The 20,077-nt window shown below is 37.9% G+C and carries 19 protein-coding genes; 9 read left to right on the forward strand and 10 right to left on the reverse strand.

The features are described from left to right. Positions 1–75 precede the first annotated feature (75 nt). Both ftsZ and lpxC read left to right on the forward strand, forming a co-directional pair. A complete protein-coding gene (gene ftsZ / locus AC27E9_RS02610; protein WP_487126985.1) occupies positions 76–1,239 on the forward strand; it encodes a cell division protein FtsZ in 1,164 nt (387 codons plus the stop codon). A gap of 138 nt (positions 1,240–1,377) precedes the next feature. Beyond that, the gene (gene lpxC, locus AC27E9_RS02615; protein WP_487126986.1) at positions 1,378–2,295 is read left to right on the forward strand and encodes a UDP-3-O-acyl-N-acetylglucosamine deacetylase; all 918 of its coding nucleotides are present in this window, start codon (positions 1,378–1,380) and stop codon (positions 2,293–2,295) included. Positions 2,296–2,374: 79 nt separating this feature from the next. Here the strand turns inward: lpxC and AC27E9_RS02620 are convergent, their stop codons facing one another. After that, complete coding sequence (locus tag AC27E9_RS02620; RefSeq protein ID WP_487126987.1) at positions 2,375–2,836, reverse strand: DUF721 domain-containing protein; 462 nt, start codon at positions 2,834–2,836, stop codon at positions 2,375–2,377. A 77-nt stretch (positions 2,837–2,913) separates the two neighbouring features. On the opposite strand from AC27E9_RS02620, the gene AC27E9_RS02625 reads away from it, so the two are divergent. The 3 genes from AC27E9_RS02625 (at position 2,914) to mutT (ending at position 7,187) form a co-directional block, all read left to right on the forward strand. Further along, a complete protein-coding gene (locus AC27E9_RS02625; protein ID WP_487126988.1) occupies positions 2,914–3,768 on the forward strand; it encodes a M23 family metallopeptidase in 855 nt (284 codons plus the stop codon). A gap of 126 nt (positions 3,769–3,894) precedes the next feature. Further along, entirely contained in the window at positions 3,895–6,573 is a 2,679-nt protein-coding gene (gene secA, locus AC27E9_RS02630; protein ID WP_487126989.1) for a preprotein translocase subunit SecA, read from the forward strand. Positions 6,574–6,785: 212 nt separating this feature from the next. Beyond that, entirely contained in the window at positions 6,786–7,187 is a 402-nt protein-coding gene (mutT, locus tag AC27E9_RS02635) for an 8-oxo-dGTP diphosphatase MutT (RefSeq protein ID WP_487126991.1), read from the forward strand. A gap of 27 nt (positions 7,188–7,214) precedes the next feature. Here mutT and yacG read toward each other — a convergent pair whose 3' ends face one another. The 6 genes from yacG to pilB all read right to left on the reverse strand — a co-directional run bounded on the left by yacG (position 7,215) and on the right by pilB (position 13,126). Beyond that, positions 7,215–7,451, reverse strand: a complete 237-nt coding sequence (gene yacG / locus AC27E9_RS02640; RefSeq protein ID WP_487126993.1) for a DNA gyrase inhibitor YacG — start codon at positions 7,449–7,451, stop codon at positions 7,215–7,217. Positions 7,452–7,518: 67 nt separating this feature from the next. Further along, on the reverse strand, positions 7,519–8,265 hold the full coding sequence (zapD, locus tag AC27E9_RS02645; protein ID WP_487126995.1) for a cell division protein ZapD: 747 nt from the start codon (positions 8,263–8,265) through the stop codon (positions 7,519–7,521). Positions 8,266–8,354: 89 nt separating this feature from the next. Next, on the reverse strand, positions 8,355–8,960 hold the full coding sequence (gene coaE / locus AC27E9_RS02650) for a dephospho-CoA kinase (protein WP_487126997.1): 606 nt from the start codon (positions 8,958–8,960) through the stop codon (positions 8,355–8,357). 22 nt (positions 8,961–8,982) lie between these two features. After that, a complete protein-coding gene (locus tag AC27E9_RS02655; RefSeq protein ID WP_487126998.1) occupies positions 8,983–9,819 on the reverse strand; it encodes a prepilin peptidase in 837 nt (278 codons plus the stop codon). A 173-nt stretch (positions 9,820–9,992) separates the two neighbouring features. Then, entirely contained in the window at positions 9,993–11,249 is a 1,257-nt protein-coding gene (locus AC27E9_RS02660) for a type II secretion system F family protein (protein ID WP_487127000.1), read from the reverse strand. Between the two features lie 170 nt (positions 11,250–11,419). Further along, the gene (pilB, locus tag AC27E9_RS02665) at positions 11,420–13,126 is read right to left on the reverse strand and encodes a type IV-A pilus assembly ATPase PilB (RefSeq protein ID WP_487127002.1); all 1,707 of its coding nucleotides are present in this window, start codon (positions 13,124–13,126) and stop codon (positions 11,420–11,422) included. 116 nt (positions 13,127–13,242) lie between these two features. Here pilB and AC27E9_RS02670 point away from each other — a divergent pair, with 116 nt between their 5' ends. Continuing rightward, positions 13,243–14,976: a PglL family O-oligosaccharyltransferase gene (locus AC27E9_RS02670; protein ID WP_487127004.1), complete on the forward strand. Its 1,734-nt coding sequence runs from the start codon at positions 13,243–13,245 to the stop codon at positions 14,974–14,976. A 57-nt stretch (positions 14,977–15,033) separates the two neighbouring features. Here AC27E9_RS02670 and AC27E9_RS02675 read toward each other — a convergent pair whose 3' ends face one another. From AC27E9_RS02675 to AC27E9_RS02685, 3 genes are all read right to left on the reverse strand, one after another. After that, positions 15,034–15,462 carry a pilin gene (locus tag AC27E9_RS02675; protein ID WP_487127006.1) on the reverse strand — a complete coding sequence of 143 codons (429 nt, stop codon included), beginning with the start codon at positions 15,460–15,462 and terminating at the stop codon, positions 15,034–15,036. A gap of 318 nt (positions 15,463–15,780) precedes the next feature. Continuing rightward, entirely contained in the window at positions 15,781–16,668 is an 888-nt protein-coding gene (gene nadC / locus AC27E9_RS02680; RefSeq protein WP_487127008.1) for a carboxylating nicotinate-nucleotide diphosphorylase, read from the reverse strand. Continuing rightward, positions 16,669–17,190 carry a retropepsin-like aspartic protease family protein gene (locus tag AC27E9_RS02685; protein ID WP_487127010.1) on the reverse strand — a complete coding sequence of 174 codons (522 nt, stop codon included), beginning with the start codon at positions 17,188–17,190 and terminating at the stop codon, positions 16,669–16,671. It lies immediately after the preceding gene. 134 nt (positions 17,191–17,324) lie between these two features. Here AC27E9_RS02685 and ampD point away from each other — a divergent pair, with 134 nt between their 5' ends. From ampD to pdhR, 3 genes are all read left to right on the forward strand, one after another. Further along, a complete protein-coding gene (gene ampD / locus AC27E9_RS02690; RefSeq protein WP_487127012.1) occupies positions 17,325–17,906 on the forward strand; it encodes a 1,6-anhydro-N-acetylmuramyl-L-alanine amidase AmpD in 582 nt (193 codons plus the stop codon). A 50-nt stretch (positions 17,907–17,956) separates the two neighbouring features. After that, positions 17,957–18,829 carry a beta-lactamase regulator AmpE gene (gene ampE, locus AC27E9_RS02695; RefSeq protein WP_487127013.1) on the forward strand — a complete coding sequence of 291 codons (873 nt, stop codon included), beginning with the start codon at positions 17,957–17,959 and terminating at the stop codon, positions 18,827–18,829. 446 nt (positions 18,830–19,275) lie between these two features. Further along, on the forward strand, positions 19,276–20,037 hold the full coding sequence (pdhR, locus tag AC27E9_RS02700) for a pyruvate dehydrogenase complex transcriptional repressor PdhR (RefSeq protein ID WP_487128269.1): 762 nt from the start codon (positions 19,276–19,278) through the stop codon (positions 20,035–20,037). Positions 20,038–20,077 lie beyond the last annotated feature (40 nt).

Genomic DNA, 20,077 nt, shown 5'->3' on the forward strand with positions numbered 1-20,077 from the left:
TGTTTAGGCAAATTGTTGGAAGTAAAGAAAGAGTTTTGGTGGAACAAAACGTAATAAAAATCGGAGATAATAAAAATGTTTGAATTAATGGAAGACCACAACGAAGAAGCTGTCATCAAGGTTATTGGTGTAGGCGGCGGCGGTGGCAACGCTGTAGAACACATGGTTTCACAAACCATTGAAGGTGTTGAATTTATTACGGCAAATACTGACTCACAAGCATTGCGTAATTCAGCGGCTAATGTGACCTTGCAATTAGGCCATGACGTAACAAAAGGCTTAGGTGCGGGTGCTAACCCTGAAATTGGTCGTCGAAGTGCTGAAGAAGACCGAGAAACCATAAAAGAAACGTTACAAGGCGCAGATATGATCTTTATCGCGGCTGGTATGGGTGGTGGTACGGGTACAGGCGCAGCGCCTGTTGTTGCCGAAATAGCCAAAGAAATGGGTATTTTAACAGTTGCCGTTGTCACTAAACCTTTTCCGTTTGAAGGTAAAAAGCGTATGAACTATGCCGATCAAGGCATTGAGTTTTTAGCTAAAAGTGTTGATTCACTGATCACTATTCCAAATGAAAAGCTACTGAAAGTGTTGGGCCCTGGTACTAGTTTACTTGACGCATTTAAAGCCGCTAACAATGTTTTATTAGGTGCGGTACAGGGTATTGCGGAACTTATTACGCGTCCGGGACTCATAAATGTCGATTTCGCCGATGTTAGAACTGTAATGTCTGAAATGGGAACGGCAATGATGGGGTCTGGTATAGCATCAGGACCGGATCGTGCCGAAGAGGCTGCAGAAGCTGCAATTTCTAGCCCGTTACTCGAAGATGTTGATTTAGCAGGCGCACGCGGTATTTTAGTTAATATTACAGCTGGTATGGATATCAGTATTGACGAGTTTGAAACTGTTGGTAATGCAGTTAAAGCATTCTCTTCTGAGAATGCCACTGTAGTTGTTGGTGCAGTGATTGATCCAGAAATGACAGAAGACTTACGTGTAACTGTTGTTGCAACGGGTATTGGCGCTGAACGTAAGCCTGATATTACTTTAGTGAACCCAGCGCCAGCCGTTGAGCCACAAGTAGTTGGTGGTGATTATGTACCAAGTGCACAACCTGAAGTAAAAGCTAACCCGGTAACTATGCCGGAAGCTAATGCCCAAACACAGAAAGTGGCAGCTACAGAACTTGATGATTATTTAGATATCCCAGCATTTTTACGTAAACAAGCGGACTAAAACTTGCTTGTTTAATTTCAGTTGTAATGACTGTAAATGTTGATATTTTGATTTTGTTAGGCTTTTTTGCTATATTACGCCTCCGCTTAATTCCGGTGGGTGCTAATAGAGCGCAATATAGGCTTAAGAAGGCTATTTATGATTAAACAACGTACAATAAAAGAAAATGTCTCTGCCATTGGTGTAGGGTTACATAAAGGTGAAAAGGTGCAGATCACTCTCCGTCCTGCTCCTGCTAACACCGGTATTATTTTTCGCCGAGTTGATTTAGATCCTGTTGTCGATATTCCAGCGACACCGGAAGCTGTTGGCGAAACGACTTTATGTACGTGTTTAGTGAATGAGCAAGGTGTTCAGATTTCCACCGTCGAACATCTGCTTTCTGCTGTTGCAGGGCTAGGCATTGACAACCTCATTGTTGAAGTTGACTCGCCTGAGATTCCAATTATGGATGGCAGTGCACTACCTTTTGTTTATTTAATTCAATCGGTTGGCATTGAAACATCAAATGTTGCTAAGCGCTTTCTACGAATTACCAAAACTATTCGTGTTGAAGAAGGCGATAAGTGGGCAGAATTAAGACCTTATGAAGGCTTTCGCGTAAATTTTGCTATTGAGTTTGAGCACCCGGTAATTGCTAATACCTGTCAAACCATGAGTATGGACCTTTCAAGCTGTTCTTTTATTAAAGAAATAAGTCGTGCCCGTACTTTTGGTTTTATGAAAGACATTGAGTTTTTACGCTCTCATAACTTAGCTTTAGGTGGCAGTTTAGAAAACGCCATCGTACTAGATGAATATCGTATGCTTAATAAAGACGATTTACGTTACGATGATGAGTTTGTTAAGCATAAAATTCTTGATGCCATTGGTGATTTATACATGGGTGGTGTCAGTATTTTGGGTGAATTAAACGCATTTAAATCAGGGCATGGTTTAAATAACATGTTGCTTCGTGAAGTGTTCAAACAATCTGAATCTTGGGAATGGGTTACTTACGAAGATACCGTAGAGTCACCTATTCAATTTCAAGAATTAACTGCTGCGCCTTTTTAGTTACTGCTCCGCATTCAGTTGATTAAAACCAGTCATTTGACTGGTTTTTTTGTATTCCAAGTACAGGGATTGTCACTACTTATTTATTAGCGTGAGCTGCGAGTTTTTCTAATTTTTTTCGTAAGCTATCAGGAGCATTTTTTGCCACCGCTAATAATTGCTTGGCAGTGGCTTGAGAGATAGAACTATTTGTTGCTTCAGGAATAACCGTTTTTTCAGGTACTTTGGTACGATATGGCGTAACTTTAATTTCAATTTGATTAAATTGATTTTCGGTAACTTGCGTTAACTCTCGGCATATGTTCATGCGTTCAAATTGTAACCTTTGGCTCCATACGGCCGAGTGAACCTCAATAACTAAAGATTTACCCTTAAAGTTGGCTATTTTCCAGACATCTTCTGGCAGGTCAGGGCATATTTGTCGTACAATATCAGACAAAATGGTTAAAGAGTTGGTTTTTGCCGTTATTTGTGCCAAAGTGCCTGACGTTGAATTAAACAGGGCTGACATATCAGTAGGTATTTTAGATTTACGTGCCATAGGTCAGCTCTTGAACAAACGATGAATAAGATATGAGTTTAACACTACTATACCGCGGAAAAAATGTTAGATTTTCAATGAAGCTAAATAAACTTCATTGGCTGTCGGCATTAGCCGTATTTGCGCTAATTTCTGGTTTTATAGTCCATTTAGTTGCTTCTTCGGACGACATCCCTAAAAGTCCAGAATATCACTTATCTAGCTTACCAAGTATTGATGGACCGGCAGTTAATAGCGATCACGTTACTGCAGTAACGATGAAGTTAGCAGAACTACAAAGCCAAGTATTACGTTTAAATGCTTTGGGAGATAGATTGGCGGAAGATGCTAGTATTCCTGACAATGAGTTTAATTTTGAGCAGTTACCACCCAGTGGTGGACCTATGATACAAAGTGAAGTTGAGCCGAAAAAGGATCTAGCAGAGTTATTATCAAGTATTGCTGCGCTTGAAAATACACTTGCTCATGAAGAAAAACAATTAAAAATGCTTGAATCTATCGCCTTCGGTCACCATATAGAAAATACACGCTATTTATCTGGTCGACCAATAACCAAAGGTTGGTTGTCTTCATACTATGGTACGAGGAAAGACCCTTTTAGTGGTAAGCCTGCTATGCACAAAGGTGTTGATTTTGCCGGCAGTGAGAATGCTGACATTATCGCAACAGCTTCAGGGGTAGTTAGCTGGTCGGGTGAACGCTATGGTTATGGCCAGTTAATAGAAATTAATCATGGTGACGGTTTAAAAACTCGCTATGGTCACAATAAAGAACTTACGGTTTCGGTAGGTGATGTGGTAACAAAGGGTCAAGTTATTGCAAAAATGGGTAGTACTGGACGTTCTACAGGGCCACATGTGCATTATGAAATATTGCGCAATAATACCCAAATAGATCCAATGAAATACGTATATAGGAAAGCAAAAAAATAGCTTTAGTGAGAATTTCAGTTGTTTAAAATACAACTGCCATTACAATGCTAGGCAACTTTATGTGATCGGGCCCACCGATCATTTTATTTTCAGCGGAAGATTTTCTTCTCAATATGGTTTAACACGATGTTTGTAAAGTTAATGACAAAACTGTTTGGTAGTCGCAACGATCGATTACTTAAACAAATGCGCAAAGAAGTAACAAAAATTAATGCTCTAGAACCGGTTTTTGAAGCATTAAGTGATGAAGAATTAAAAGCCAAAACCGCTGAGTTTAAAGAACGCTTAGCACAAGGCGAAACCCTTGACGCAATATTACCTGAAGCATTTGCTGTTGTGCGAGAAGCAAGTAAACGTGTGTTTGGCATGCGCCATTTCGACGTACAAATGATCGGTGGTATGGTACTTAATTCTGGCAAAATTGCCGAAATGCGTACCGGTGAAGGTAAAACATTAACGGCAACGCTACCGTCATACCTAAATGGTTTAACGGGTAAGGGTGTTCATGTTATTACTGTTAATGATTATTTAGCAACACGTGATGCTGATTGGAGTCGTCCATTATTTGAATTCTTAGGTATGACCGTTGGTTGTAATATTGCGGGTATGGCACCAGGCGATAAACAAGCCGCGTATAACTCAGACATTACTTATGGTACTAACAATGAGTTCGGTTTTGATTACTTACGTGACAACATGGCATTCTCGCCAGAAGAGCGCGCACAAAAGCCATTGCACTTTGCCGTTATTGATGAGGTTGATTCAATATTAATTGATGAAGCACGTACGCCGTTGATTATTTCAGGTCAAGCGGAAGACAGCTCTGAATTATACCGAAATATTAACCTTGTTGTGCCTACGCTAGAGCAGCAAGAAGAAGAAGATAAAGAAGGTGAAGAAAGCACTGGCGACTTTACCGTTGATGAAAAAGCCAAGCAAATTTATTTAACCGAACGTGGTCAAGTTCATATTGAAGAAATTATGCTTGAAAAAGGGCTAATGCAGCAAGGGGATTCATTATTCTCAGCAGCAAACATTACCTTACTTCATCATGTAATGGCAGCTTTGCGTGCCCATAAACTCTTCCAAAAAGACGTTGACTATATTGTTAAAGATGGCGAAATCGTTATCGTTGATGAGCATACTGGCCGTACAATGGAAGGTCGACGTTGGTCTGAAGGATTACACCAAGCAGTTGAAGCTAAAGAAGGTGTAGATATTCAAAATGAAAACCAAACTCTAGCCTCTATTACCTTCCAAAATTTCTTTCGTATTTACGAAAAGCTCTCGGGTATGACGGGTACGGCTGATACTGAAGCATTTGAATTTAATCATATTTACGGTTTAGAAACGGTAGTTATTCCTACCAACCAGCCAATGGTTCGTAAAGATATGCCTGATTTAATTTATTTAACGGCAGAAGAGAAATTTGAAGCAATTCTAGAAGATATTAAAGATTGTGTTGAACGTGGTCAGCCAGTACTAGTTGGTACCATAAGTATTGAAACTTCTGAATTTCTATCTTCATTTTTGAAGAAAGCAAAAATTAAGCACAAAGTACTTAATGCTAAATTTCATCAACAAGAAGCTGAAATTGTTGCCGATGCCGGTAAAGTTGGTGCAGTAACTATTGCCACTAACATGGCTGGTCGTGGTACTGATATTGTACTGGGCGGTAACTTAGGATCAATGCTCGCTAAACTTGATAATCCAAGTGATGAGCAAGTTGAAAAAGTTAAAGCAACATGGCAAGAGGAGCATAACAAAGTTTTAGAACTTGGTGGCTTACACATTGTTGCGACAGAGCGACATGAGTCACGTCGTATTGATAACCAGCTACGTGGTCGTTCAGGTCGTCAGGGTGATGCTGGTTCAACACGTTTCTACCTTTCAATGGAAGACGGATTGATGCGTATTTTCGCCTCAGAACGAATTACTAATATGATGCGTAAACTGGGTATGGAACGTGGTGAAGCCATTGAACATCCGTGGGTAACGAAAAGTATTGAAAACGCGCAACGTAAAGTTGAAGGTCGTAACTTTGATATTCGTAAACAGCTTCTTGAGTTTGATGATGTATCAAACGATCAACGTAAGGTTATTTACGAGCAACGTAATGAGTTAATGGACGAAGCTGATATTGCTGAGGTTATTAAAGCTATTCGTGCTGACGTAGTTAATGGTCTAGTTGACCAACATATTCCACCACAGTCTTTAGAAGAAATGTGGGATGTTGAGGGCTTAGAAGAGCGTCTTAAAGGCGAGCTTACCATTGAGCTACCACTTGCAAAATGGTTAGAAGAAGACTCTAAGTTGCATGAAGAAACTTTACGCGAGAAAATTGCTGAAGAAGTAGAAGCAAGTTACAGCGCCAAAGAAGAAATGGTTGGCGCGGAAGTTTTACGTCAGTTTGAAAAAGCTGTAATGTTACAAAGTTTAGATTCGCACTGGAAAGAACATTTAGCTGCGATGGACCATTTACGCCAAGGTATTCATTTACGTGGTTATGCACAAAAGAATCCTAAGCAAGAATATAAGCGCGAATCATTTGAGCTATTTTCAGAACTACTCGAAAACTTAAAATATGACGTCATTGGCATTTTAAGTAAGGTGCAAATTAAAGCTGAATCTGATGTTGAAGCAGTTGAAGAGCAACATAGAAAAGCTGATGAAGCGCCAAAAGAGTTTAAACATGAATCTGCTTCAGAGCCAGAACAAGCTGCGATGCCACGTGTTGGCCGTAACGAACCATGTCCTTGTGGTTCAGGTAAGAAATATAAGCAGTGTCACGGTAAGTTAACTTAAATAGCACTGAATAGCATAAGTGAAATGAATGCCAGTCAAATGACTGGCATTTTTATGTTCAGGAAGAACGGTATGATGTGCTCACATGGATGTGAAAGAGTATTGATGTTTGTGACGAGTGGTATTATGCGATCACACGGATGTGAAGAAGCGTTCATGTACAGCAGGACTCAAGCCGGCAGTATCGATTATATTCAAAAAGGGTTATAAAAATGAAAACAGTACATGTTGCAGTTGCCGTAATTAAGCAAGGTGATGAATTTTTTCTTACCAAACGACTTGCAGACGCACATCAAGGTGGTAAATGGGAATTTCCTGGTGGTAAAGTTGAAGACGATGAAACTGTGCATCAGGCGTTGTTTCGAGAGCTAAAAGAAGAAGTTGCCATTGGAGTGTTAACCTGTACGCCGTTAATAAAAATTAGCCATGATTACGGCGATAAAAAGGTCCTGCTAGATGTGTTTATTGTTGATAATTTTACGGGACAAGCAAAGGCGTTAGAAGGGCAGCAAGAGGGCTGGTTTACCTTAGCAGCGTTTGAGCAATTAACTTTTCCCGCCGCTAATCAAGTAATAATTGAAAAACTACAGCAATATTATAGTGGCGAACTATAAACGGTAGAAACTTAGCCTATTTAACATTTATTCAGGTTCAACAAAAAACTTATTATGCTGCAAAAACTCATCTTCCAGTGCATCTAGCATTTCTTCGTTTAGTTCTACAGCACCTTGCACTGGCTGGCTTATTTTATGGTTCTCGTCGGCCCAATCACCAACATCAATTAATTGGCAACGCTTACTACAAAATGGCCGGTGTTGACTTTCTGCTTGCCAAATAACTTCTTTTTTACAAGTTGGGCATGGAACTTTAAGAGTCATTGTCTGAGGTACTTATTAAGGTATTTAGCGCTTATTATAAGAAAAATCCGCTAATGGCGCTATTAAATTAACATTGAGCTAACTGGAAACTCATTGCTTGCTTGACATATTTTCGACCAGATTCTTCACACGGTAAAACGAAGCGAATTGAATAACGAAAGCGATTGCCACTGACCGTTGGATAGCAAGCTAGCTCAGCATTCACTTTTATACGTAATAGTACTAAGCCTTCACCGCTGTCTTGATAGAAACCACTCTCGGTATTAATGGTGGTAAATTCTGCTCGTTGTCGAGTAAATTTCAAAATTAAAGCCAATGCTTGGTTAATTTGCGCTAAAGATGAAAGCCATTGTTGGCATTGCTGTTCAATATACTGTGGTGCTTGGTTAAGCCAAAACTGTAGCTGGGGTAGATCAAAATGAGAACTGCCACCCTGAATAGCGAAGCGTTGTTTTAAACCACTTAAAAACTTATCGTCTTTTAATTGTAGCCACTGAGGTGATGCTTTTTTTAGCTGACTTGATAAAGCAATGGTACTGCGTAGGTTTTCCTCAATGATGGTACTATCAACAGCTGGAATTTGCGACCAAATAACTAAATTTTGCTCAAGCTTTTCTAAGTCTTTTATTAAATCACCACGAATATCATTACGCTCTAGCGTGTCAATAATAGCGAATAAAGAAGAAAAAAAGGTACCATGGCTTATCGCTATACCGCATTGCAAACAGTCTGAAACTTGAGTAAATAATTGCTCAAGCTTCAAATAGTTGCGTATGCGCTCATTGAGCGGATGTTCGTATAGAATTGCCGTCATTGGTTGATAAACTTTAATATAATCTCTTTATAGTAACCACAGTGAGCTTAAATGGCTAATTTTTATCTAAAATACCACTTTAAGCTGCTTTATTTACTAACATCGGCCAAGTATTGTCGGTGCAGTATCGATACTTGCTGTTGAACTTCGCTTAAGGTGGTGTTTTGATTTTTAATGATATCGTCAGCAAAGTTAAGTCGCGTTTTCCGCGTCATTTGGCTAGCGATAATTTTTTTTACTTCTTCAGTCGAACTTGGATCACGTAAAACGGTACGCTTAATTTGATTCTCTTCATCAATATCAATGACTAACACTCGACTAACCAGTTTTTGTAAGCCATTTTCTAGTAATAGTGGCGCAACCAATATGCAATAGGGGCTGCGCGCAGCCTTTAATTGTTGCAACATTTTTTCACGGATCAATGGGTGCAATAAGCTGTTGAGCCATTGTTTGTCTGTTGGGTTATTGAAAACCTGAGTGCGCAGTTTACTTCGATTAAGTTGATGTTGGTCATTAATATACTCTGATCCAAAATAGTTTTTAATTGCGATTAACGCTTCACTACCCGGCTCTACGACTTGTCTCGCGACAACATCGGCATCGATGATATCGACACCTAACTCAGCAAACATGTCACTGACAGTGGTTTTACCGCTTCCTATGCCGCCGGTTAGACCAATAATAAATTCAGACATTGATAGCCTCAGAAAAAATGTATTAGTACAAATAACTTAAGTACCATGCCCAGATACCTTCACCCCAAAGTAAGGTGATCCAGCCGGCAATGGCTAAATACGGACCAAAGGGAATTGCTTGCTCACGCTGATGGTTTTTAAATACCATTAAGCTGATACCGATAATGGCACCAACGGCAGATGCCATAAGTATTAGCAATGGTAGTAGCTGCCAACCAATCCAGGCACCAAAAACAGCAACAAGTTTGAAATCACCGTGCCCCATGCCTTCTTTTCCGGTAATAAGTTTAAATAACCAAAAAACACTATATAAACTCATATAGCCAGCAACCGCGCCGATAACAGCATCATTCAAAGGCACAATTGCACCATTAATATTGACCAGCAAGCCAAGCCACAATAATGGTAAGGTAATCTGATCGGGCAATAACATGTGATCAAGGTCGATCAACGTCAAGCAAACTAGTCCCCAAGTTAATACTAAGATAAATAGTGTTGTAAAGGTAACGCCGAAGTTAGCAGCGATAACAACACTTAAAACTGCTGTAGAAAACTCTACAAGTGGATAACGTACTGATATTTTATTTTTACATTGACTACATTTTCCACGCAAAAATAGCCAACTGATGACCGGGATATTTTCATAAAAGCGAATTTTGTGCTGACACGAAGGACAGGTTGAACTCGGTTTCGATAACGAAATATTATCTTGTTCTTGGTTTTGCGCTTGATCTTTATTTGTTGTCGCTAGTTCATCAGCTAAAAACTCTCTACATTCTCTTTTCCAGCCTTGCTCAAGCATTTTCGGAAAACGAAAAATGACCACATTTAAAAAGCTACCAATCATTAAGGAGAACATGAAAACAACTCCAAAAAAGAACGTTTGATTATTGCTCACGAGTGAAATGAAGTCAGTCAATGAAGTTACCTTTATGTTTAGAAATAGTTATTATATTAATATTATTGATTTTATCGCATTAAAAAACGATGACTAGCATCGCAGTTTAATATGTTTTTTAGAAGGTATGAATATTAAACTACCATACCAATTTGGAATATTGGCAGGTACATCGCAATAATAAGGCCACCTATAACAACACCAAGTACAGCCATTATCATTGGTTCGAGTAAGGTAGTTAAGTTATCAACGGCGTTATCTACTTCTTGCTCATATACCGTTGCCACTTTGGCCAGCATATCATCTACTGCGCCAGACTCCTCACCTATAGCAACCATTTGAATAACCATATCAGGGAAAATATCACAATTGCGCATCGCTAAATTCATTTGCATACCCGAAGTAACTTCTGCACGTATTTCTAGTATCGCATCACGGAAAACAGCATTACCTGAAGCGCCAGCAGCGGACGCCAATGCGTCAGGTAAAGGTACACCTGCCGCAAATGTGGTAGATAAGGTTCTGGCATAGCGAGCGACTGCCGCTTTTTTTAACACATCGCCTATTACAGGGATTTTTAAAATTTTCTTATCGACGCTATCGCGAAATTTTGGGCTTTTTAAATGTGCTTTTTTAAACAAATAACCGACAATAAATATACCGGCTAAGCCAAAATACCAATAGGCTTGCATAAATTCAGAAATTGCAATAACTAATTGAGTAAAAGCAGGGAGTTCGGCACCAAAGCTTGCGAAGATATCTTGAAATACGGGCACTACAAATATTAATAAAATAGCGGTAACAATAAAGGCGACAACTAAAACTGATATAGGGTAGGTCATAGCCTTTTTAATTTTTGCTTTTAACGCTTCTGCTTTTTCTTTATAGGTTGCTACACGATCATAAATGGTTTCTAAGGCACCTGATTGCTCGCCAGAATGAACTAAATCGCAATATAAATCGTCAAAATAAATTGGGTGTTCACGTAAACAATCGGATAGTGGTACACCTGATTGCAGCTTATTACCAATTGTTGCTAGTAGCTTTTGCATGTTTCCATTGCTGTGACCACTACCTATCATCTCTATAGTTTGCACTAATGGCACACCCGCACCTAGCATAGTGGCAATTTGTCGAGTAACTACGGCTATATCGACAGGTAATATTTTTTTATCACCACCCATACCGAACAATGGTTTTGCTTTCTTATTTATTTTGCCTGGGGTAATGCCCTGCTTACGAAGTTGCGCTTTTAGCTCAAGTATACTGGGCGCATTTAATTCACCACTGACTTTTTTGCCTTTACGATTTAAACCTCGCCATTGATAAACATCAAGTGCTTTAATTTTGCTTTTTTTGTCCTGTGCTTTCATAGTTGAGGAAATAGCCATTTATGTGACCTAATTTTATAATTGTTAATATCGCTAATATTATCAGTGAGGTATATCTCTTACTTACAACACTTAGCTTATATCTATTATAGTGCCTTGGCAATTTTTGAGTAATATTGATATTTAAAACGTTGTAATTAAAAGACTTGATTTTGAATTGAAGTTATTAGCTAAGCTTTAGTTACGCGATTGATTTCTTCTAAACTTGTTACGCCAAGTGCAGCCTTTTCTAATCCAGATTGGCGCAAATTATTGTATCCTTCTTTTTGACACTGTTCCGCAATATCTAAAGAGTTGGCACCGGTCATAATTAAGTTAGCGGTAATATCACTAATTTTAATAACTTCGTAAATACCAACACGGCCTTTGTAACCACCAGTACATAATTCGCAACCTACGGGTTTATATAGTTTAATTTCACTTAGTTGTTCTACTGGAAAGCCTTGAGCGAGTAATTCGTTTTCAGGAATATGCTCATGCTCTTTACATTGAATACATAAACGGCGAGCAAGACGCTGCGCAATAATAATGCTTACTGAGCTGGCAACATTGTAGGAAGGCACGCCCATATTTAGCAGGCGAGTTAATGTTTCTGCTGCCGAATTAGTATGGAGAGTTGATAATACTAGGTGGCCAGTCTGTGCCGCTTTAATAGCGATTTCAGCAGTTTCTAAATCACGTATTTCGCCAACCATAACAATATCGGGATCTTGGCGTAAAAAAGAGCGTAAAGCACTAGGGAAGGTTAACCCCGATTTGGTATTAATTTGTACTTGGTTGATACCTTCCAAATTAATTTCAACGGGATCTTCTGCTGTTGAGATATTACGTTCATCAGTATTTAATATATTTAAACCTGTATATAGCGATACGGTTTTTCCTGAGCCGGTCGGGCCAGTAACTAAAATCATGCCTTGCGGCTGTGCAAGGGCTTCCATATAAATTTTCTTTTGCTCAGAAGCGTAACCTAACATATCGATACCCAGCATAGCACTAGATGAGTCGAGAATACGCATTACAATTTTTTCACCCCACATGGTAGGTAAGGTGCTGACGCGAAAATCAATAGACTTCTTTTTAGATAGTGCCAATTTTATTCGGCCATCTTGGGGGATGCGACGCTCGGCAATATCTAATTTAGACATAACCTTCAGGCGTGCGGCCATACGAGAAGAAAGAGAAACTGGAGGTTTAGCAATTTCTGTTAAAATACCGTCAATACGGAACCGAATACGGTAAGACTTTTCATAGGGTTCAAAATGTAAGTCAGATGCGCCTTTACGAATTGCATCAAGAAGAATTTTATTGATATAAACCACAATCGGCGCATCTTCTTTATCTCCTGTAGCAGATGCATCTTCTTCTTGGCTGTCTTCTTGAACATCTATACCAGCTAGCTCCTCGGCATCCATATCTGAAATATCAAGTGCGTCACTATCTTCTTCTAATATTTTATCAATACAAGTCGCCAATGATTGCTCATTCACTAGGACTAGCTCTGTCGAAAAGCCGGTATTAAATTGAATTTCTTCTAAAGCATCGAGATTTGTTGGATCCGACATTGCAACAAATAGCACTTTACCACGTAAAAACAATGGTAAAGCGTTGTGCTTACGGACAAGTTTTTCATTGCGAATACCATCAGGTACAAGCGAGGTATCAAAATTACTGAGATCAATTAGTGGGTAACCAAAACTGCGAGATAAAATATTAGCGATATTCTCCGCATTGTAATTTTTATCTTCAACTAAGTATCGAATAAAAGGTTTTTTCTGACGAATAAAGTCAGCACTGATTGCCTCAACTTGCTCGGACGGAACGAGTTGATGCTTTGATAAGGCAGATAAAACACTTGATTGTTGATGAAGTCCTTTCATGACACCTTATTGGGGGAAATTATATTGATAGAATAAGTGTAACCTACTTTTATGAGAAAAAACAAAAGACTTAATGTAAATATAAGCGATAATGGTGTTATAAATTAATAAGTTTAATGACTAAAGAAAAATTTGATATTAAGGAAGCTAATTTGCTCACTTCTGTGAACTTACAAAAAACCTTTATTACTTTATTTGCTATGTATTTCTTTATTGGGATGCATATTGTTTTAGCGACACCAGGAGGTTATGGGCTCTATCTTGCTCCTAATATTATTGGTTGGATTTTTATATCGGTTTTTATATCGCTCGGTTTTTTTGCAGTTGCTAAATTTGGAAGTATTTTCTTTTATAAAGACTTTCGCTTAATATTGTTGGCGCTAGTGTTGTTAATATTACCGCTACTTTTTAGTAACCAATTTCAATTTCAGGCAATAACGAAGCTTGTTGCTTTGTTTGGTTCTGGTTTATTTCTCTTCTCACTATTTCAATTTAGATTTTCTTCTAAACAGAGAGAACTCTTGCTAGTGATTCTTTATGCTGGCATTTGTGTCGAAGTGCTTATTGGTATGAGCCAGTTCTTTGTTTTAAGTTTATTTGATATCAATATAATGGGTTATACACCGATTTATGGTCGTCCGTACGGTTCTTTTACGCAACCAAATGTTATGTCGAGTTTTGTTAATACCGGCATAGCTCTTTCATTATATTTTCTAGCAAGGGGCTTCTGTAAGTCGTTAACTCAAAAAATTATAGTGCATATATTTATTTTGTTTAGCGCCATTCTTATTGTGTTACTACAATCAAAAACGGGCTATTTAACCTTACTTATTATCTTCCTGCTCTACCTTCCGACGATTATTCAAGCTAAACGAATATTTAGATTGCCAGTATTGTTAATTTTAGTTGGGCTTGGGCTAGGTACTTTTAGTCAGATGCATTTGGCAACAAATGAAGTTAAAGATAATATTTATTCGGATCAAGGTGTGCGCTCTACTATCTATATTACCGCGACTAAAATGGCGTTAGATGGATCACTTTTAGGTTATGGCTATGGCAACTTTGAAAGAGAATATAGAGAGTATCATATCGAACAAATGCTAACTGATGATACATTAGCCCCGCCTTTAGAAGACCTAGAGCACCCACATAATGAAGTACTTCTTTGGGTAATTGAAGGTGGAATTTTTGCTATTCTAGCTATTTTAGCTTTTGTATTATTTATATTGAAAATTGTCATAAAACAACAAAATTGGGAAAAACGATTTATATTCTTAGCTCTTTTATCGCCAATGCTTATCCATAGTCAGCTTGAGTATCCCTTTTCTCATTCAATTGTACACTTGGTAACTTTATTAATTTTAATTTGGTATTTTACTAACGATGTTTTAGAAGAAAATCTCGCTAGTAAATTAGAGGCATGGAAAGAGTTTCAATTAAAAAATACTATCTTCGTTAGTGGTTTTGGATGGAGCGTATCGCTTATTGTTATCCCTTTTTTACTGACAACATTACATACTGCCTATTTAATGGAGCAATTTAAGCTTAGTAATAATCAGAAAACAGAGTTTATATCGGCAATTGTTAATCCGTATGCGTGGCAGACTTATTACGAGCAAGTAATCTATACGCAAGGGTTAGTAAATGGATATAAGAACCGAAATCCTCAGGCGTTAAAACGCTATATCAATTGGGGACAGGAGTTTGTTAAACATACACCAAGAGCTGCAATATATAAAAATATGTTAGAGGCGATTAATACCTTGAAAAAAACAAGTAATTGGGGGAATGTCGATCTTGAATTGTTTTTACAAAAAGAATATCAAAGATTGTATAAAAATTTGGATTAAGTTTTAAGGCAAAAAAAACCTATCGATAATGATAGGTTTTTTATTTTTTAGCTGTTTCTAACAAAGACCTGCAGCTAAACACGTACTTAGAGGGCCTGTACTCCATCTAACAGCAGTACCGTCTACTTCGCCTAATAAAATATAAGTGAATGCCTCAGAGCCATCACCCAATGTCGCTTCTGATGTAACAGTAACAGATGGCGCCGCAGAAGTTCCACCTATTGCAACAGTATCTACTAATCCACCATTGTTCCAACCATTATCCTCACCATCGTTTCCATCATCAAGTGCGTTACAAGCCGTTTGTCCAACCGATACACAAATTGTAATTGCCGTTTTTGCAGGAGTTGCAGCTAACACTACCTCTGAAAACTCTGCACGTTGTGAATAAGTTTGATAAGCAGGTAATGCTACTGCGGCCAAAATACCAATAATCGCTACTACGATCATCAATTCGATAAGGGTAAAACCTTGTGATTTTTTCATTGTATTAAGCTTGTTCATAATTTAGTTAATTCCATACTTTATTACAGGGGCTAAAATGATACTGCGACAAAATTTGCCAAATGTAAAACTTTGTATCGATTTTTTTTCAAATTTTTAGTTTTTTTATACTAAATAGCGAATTTTTGCGCTATTTAACAAAATATTAACTTAATAAAAAGTTATAGGAAAGTAAACCATTATAGTAGTAGCGGGTAGTTTTAAGCAGACAAAGGGGAGTATTAAAGTGGGGTAGATAATGTTGCTTAATAATTATCGAAAATCATTAAACAACATTAATTAAATCAGTGCATACGAATGTTATACAAAGCGCATTGATAAATCGACGGCATTAACGTGTTTAGTCAACGCGCCAACAGAAATAAAGTCAACGCCTGATTGTGCGTAATCTTTTAAGGTTTCAAGTGTCATATTTCCGGAAACTTCTAATTTTGTTTTACCTGCGGAAATTTCGGCTGTTAGTTGAACCGCTTGCTTAATCATTTGTGTAGTAAAGTTGTCTAGCATAATAATATCGCTTCCTGCGTGCAATGCTTGGGTCAGTTCGTCGATATTTTCAACTTCAACTTCTACTGTTTTATCGTTGTGATTAATTCTTGCCGTGCTAATCGCTTTTTCGATACCACCACATGCAGCGATATGGTTTTCTTTAATTAAAAAAGCGTCAAATAGGCCAATTCTATGATTTACGCCACCACCACAAGTTACCGCATATTTTTGTGCGCTGCGCAGACCTGGAATGGTTTTACGTGTATCAAGGAGTTTAGTTGTGGTGCCTTCAAGGTGCTTAACATAAGTGCTCGTTATGGTTGCTGTTCCCGAGAGGCTTTGTAAGAAGTTTAATGCCGTTCGTTCGCCTGTTAATAAAATACGAGCATTACCGGAGAGTTCAAATAAAGTGGTGTTGGCTTTTACATTTTGGCCATCATTAACAAACCAAGTAATTTGAGTGTTGGTATTATAGATGCTATCAAGTTGCTTAAAAACTTCGTTTACCCATGCAACGCCACAAACAATACATTCATCACGGCTAATAATATTAGCTACGGCTTGGTTTTCTGCTGGAATTAACTCTGCAGTAATGTCGCTACTTTTCGCCAGTTCCTCAAAGGTATTAACACCTAAGTCTTCACATAATGCCCAAGTTATGGTTTTGGTAATATCGTTTTGTAGTGATACAGGTAACATCTAAAATTGCTCTCGTAAAATAAGTTGCTTTCCGGTTTGGCGAAATTCTACTCTTTTTAGGGCGCTCATGCCCAACAAAATTTCGTCCGCATTCATACTAGGATTAATATGTGCGGCGACATTATACAGATAGATGTTGCCGATGCGTAATTCATTTATCTGTGTTCTATAAACAGTAATACTACCATTGGCTGTTTGTACGCGATAACTTGAACCGCCTTGCAGTGATAAACGATCGGCGATATGGGCTGGTATTGATACTTGTGTTGCTCCGGTATCCAATAAAAATGTCACTTTTTCACCATTTATTGCGCCATTGGTGACGTAATGCCCTTGTCGATTTTGCTGTAATGTAACCTGTGCTTTGCCATTGCTTTGTAAAGAAAGCTCAGGATCTTGGTTAGGATTGTATTGCTGGTCCAAAATATCTTGAAAAACAAATACCAGCAAGCCAATGCCAATAATCCAAGCTATCCAAACAAAACCTTTACCAAAGCTTGTTGTTACGTCGTTATCGCTCATGCTACTCCAATTTACTATTTGCTTATAACCGCTACATCACTAACCATTCATCGTTCGAATTGTTGCTGATGCTTTGCTTTGTTGATAATTTTATTATGTAATAGTTTAACGAAAGTTAAAATGTGAAATATTGTATGTCAACTGCAACAAGTGACCAAAAAGAATTGCCTCCATTAGAAATCAAAAACGGCTGGTTGAAAAATATCGAAATCCAAAAGTCTAGCCATTTTGAACCTCGTGATAAAAATGAAGTTGTTAGTTTATTAGTTGTACATAATATTTCATTGCCGCCGGGACAGTTTGGCGGTGATCATATAACTAACTTTTTTCTTGGTAATTTAGAGCCACAGTTAGACCCATACTTTGAAACTATTTATAAAATTCGTGTTTCAGCACATTGCCTTGTTCAACGTTCAGGTCATATTATTCAATATGTTTCTTTTGATGATAAAGCTTGGCATGCAGGAGTGTCTCACTATCAGGGGAGAGAAAGGTGTAATGATTTTTCAATAGGTATAGAACTGGAAGGAACTGATGATATTCCATATACTATAGAGCAATATCAGCAACTTAGTCGTTTGAGCAAAGCGCTTATTTCTCGTTACCCTGCAATGGAGAATAATATTGCAGGCCATTGCGATATTGCTCCTGAGCGAAAGACAGATCCAGGTACAATATTTGATTGGTCACTTTATCGTAAGTTACTTGCCAAGTAATGTTTTAGCCATAATTTTTTTGAGTTTAATTATATTAAAGGTAATTTAAAATGAGCCTAATTAGTTTGTTAATCGCGTTAATTGCTGAACGATATTTGTCGTCAAGTACTTGGCAATTTAATACATTTTACCAACGGTACATTGCCGCCATTAAGAAAACTAAGCTACTTGCTGATTTCCAACAGTCGGCTATTTTAAATTACGCAGTAATACTTATACCTGTAATAGGCTGCTATTTTTTAATGTCTCAAATAGATAATGCTCTATTGTACCTTATAGCGTCGACATTAATTTTAATTGTCTGTTTTGGTTGTATGAAAACGCGTGACGCTTATAAAAGCTATTTGGTCTCGGCATTTAAAGGTGAAATGACCAGCTGTGAATTGCATCATATGCAACTTCAGCAAGATAAAAATATTGCTAATATGGGCTTTGGCCAAACTTTAGTGTGGTTGAATTACCGTTATTTCATTGCTGTTATGCTATTTTTTGTCGTGTTTGGCCCTGCAGGCGCATTATTTTATCGTTTGTTGACCGTTATGAATGAGTGTTCTAATAATGAAGAGCAAGCAATTGGCGATGAAGAGGGCGAAGTAAAGGAAGAAACGGTAGACGAGGCTTGTTTTGCCAATCAGCAATTATTATTTTGGGTTGACTGGCTACCAGTTAGATTAGTGGCATTTGGCTATATGTTTGTTGGACATTTTTCAAAAGCTATGCCGGTTTGGTTAGAGAATTTGTTTGAATTTGATAAAGCGCCGAGCAAAGTACTTATTTCGGTTGCAGAAAAATCAGAAGACTTTATGGTTGACGCAGATGACTGTACATTGGAACCTTGCTTGTTAGTCAAACTTGCTAAACGAACACTTTTACTATTTTTGGTCGTTATTTCTCTATTAATTTTAACCGGTATAATCACTTAGCATTACTTTATTCTCGGTATTTTTATTTGAACGACAATAGCTATACCAAATTTATTTATAGTTAATTTGTTACCTTGTTATTCTTTCTGATAACAAGGTAACACACTTATCTTAATTTAATTCTCATAACTTTTTTAACTTTAATGCCATATTTACCGAATACTATGGCAGTTATTTTATTGCAACTTTTGCCTGCGATATTGAGTTCCTTTTAATTAGACGGACTATTCAATAGTTTAAATATTTCCTAGTTATTGCTGGTTTATTTAGCGAGGAAAATTGCATAAAAAATAAGCGTTAGTTTACAACACGGCTAGTATTTGCTACATTATGACTCGAAAAATAAAGTGGTAAGACCAATTTACCATTTTTGGTTTTGGTAAGAAATGCTGAATTTAGATGCAAAATATCTGAATAATAAAGGGTTATGAATGTCAATTCCGAGTATTAAAAAACCGGTAAAACAAGCAAAGTTGTCTGATGTTATTCAGTCTCAGCTTGAGACGATGATCTTAGAAGGCAGCTTAAAACCGGGACAAAAGTTACCGTCTGAGCGTGAATTAGCTAAGCAATTTGATGTGTCGCGCCCGTCTTTACGTGAAGCCATTCAGAAATTAGAGGCTAAAAACTTAGTGACTCGACGCCAAGGTGGCGGTACCTATGTTAGTGATCAAATATTGGGCGGTTTATCAGATCCTTTATTTGCTTTAATGTCAGGGAATAATGAATCACAATTTGATTTGCTAGAATTTCGTCACGGTATTGAGGGTATGTCAGCGTACTATGCAGCTATGCGAGGCACTCAAGCTGATTTCGATGAAATTCAGCGCAAGCATGACAATATCGGCAGTGCTCAATTGGAAGACAATTATCGACTTGAAGCAGAAGCTGTTTTTGAATTTTATCTAGCCATATGCGCTGCTAGTCACAACGGTGTGATTTTGCAATTAGCCAACAGCATGGCAGCTTTATTGATTGACAATATTGAACAGAACTTAACTATATTAGCGAAACGCCCTGATGTGTTTAGCCAAATATCTGATTATCGCACTCGATTAATGAGTGCCATTGTTAGTGGCAAACCGCAAATAGCATGGGGTGCTAGTCATAGGCATTTAGCATTTATCGAAGAAGTACTGCTGAAAATGTCGCAAGAAAATAGCCGCATGGAACGCTCCATGCGTCGAATGAAAAGAACCGAATTTTAGAATTTTTTAAACATTTAAAACGAGTTAAGGATATCTGCTT

The organism is Colwellia meonggei (genome assembly GCF_057537295.1).

What these genes read in the sequence shown, in the direction of transcription:
- coaE (WP_487126997.1), bottom strand. Translation starts at nt 8,960, where the DNA reads ATGTCTGAATTTATTATTGGTCTAACCGGCGGCATAGGAAGCGGTAAA.
- lpxC (WP_487126986.1), top strand. Translation starts at nt 1,378, where the DNA reads ATGATTAAACAACGTACAATAAAAGAAAATGTCTCTGCCATTGGTGTA.
- ftsZ (WP_487126985.1), top strand. Translation starts at nt 76, where the DNA reads ATGTTTGAATTAATGGAAGACCACAACGAAGAAGCTGTCATCAAGGTT.
- ampD (WP_487127012.1), top strand. Translation starts at nt 17,325, where the DNA reads ATGTCAACTGCAACAAGTGACCAAAAAGAATTGCCTCCATTAGAAATC.
- secA (WP_487126989.1), top strand. Translation starts at nt 3,895, where the DNA reads ATGTTTGTAAAGTTAATGACAAAACTGTTTGGTAGTCGCAACGATCGA.
- AC27E9_RS02675 (WP_487127006.1), bottom strand. Translation starts at nt 15,462, where the DNA reads ATGAAAAAATCACAAGGTTTTACCCTTATCGAATTGATGATCGTAGTA.
- zapD (WP_487126995.1), bottom strand. Translation starts at nt 8,265, where the DNA reads ATGACGGCAATTCTATACGAACATCCGCTCAATGAGCGCATACGCAAC.
- AC27E9_RS02670 (WP_487127004.1), top strand. Translation starts at nt 13,243, where the DNA reads ATGACTAAAGAAAAATTTGATATTAAGGAAGCTAATTTGCTCACTTCT.
- yacG (WP_487126993.1), bottom strand. Translation starts at nt 7,451, where the DNA reads ATGACTCTTAAAGTTCCATGCCCAACTTGTAAAAAAGAAGTTATTTGG.
- nadC (WP_487127008.1), bottom strand. Translation starts at nt 16,668, where the DNA reads ATGTTACCTGTATCACTACAAAACGATATTACCAAAACCATAACTTGG.
- pilB (WP_487127002.1), bottom strand. Translation starts at nt 13,126, where the DNA reads ATGAAAGGACTTCATCAACAATCAAGTGTTTTATCTGCCTTATCAAAG.
- AC27E9_RS02620 (WP_487126987.1), bottom strand. Translation starts at nt 2,836, where the DNA reads ATGGCACGTAAATCTAAAATACCTACTGATATGTCAGCCCTGTTTAAT.
- AC27E9_RS02655 (WP_487126998.1), bottom strand. Translation starts at nt 9,819, where the DNA reads ATGTTCTCCTTAATGATTGGTAGCTTTTTAAATGTGGTCATTTTTCGT.
- AC27E9_RS02625 (WP_487126988.1), top strand. Translation starts at nt 2,914, where the DNA reads ATGAAGCTAAATAAACTTCATTGGCTGTCGGCATTAGCCGTATTTGCG.
- ampE (WP_487127013.1), top strand. Translation starts at nt 17,957, where the DNA reads ATGAGCCTAATTAGTTTGTTAATCGCGTTAATTGCTGAACGATATTTG.
- mutT (WP_487126991.1), top strand. Translation starts at nt 6,786, where the DNA reads ATGAAAACAGTACATGTTGCAGTTGCCGTAATTAAGCAAGGTGATGAA.
- AC27E9_RS02660 (WP_487127000.1), bottom strand. Translation starts at nt 11,249, where the DNA reads ATGGCTATTTCCTCAACTATGAAAGCACAGGACAAAAAAAGCAAAATT.
- AC27E9_RS02685 (WP_487127010.1), bottom strand. Translation starts at nt 17,190, where the DNA reads ATGAGCGATAACGACGTAACAACAAGCTTTGGTAAAGGTTTTGTTTGG.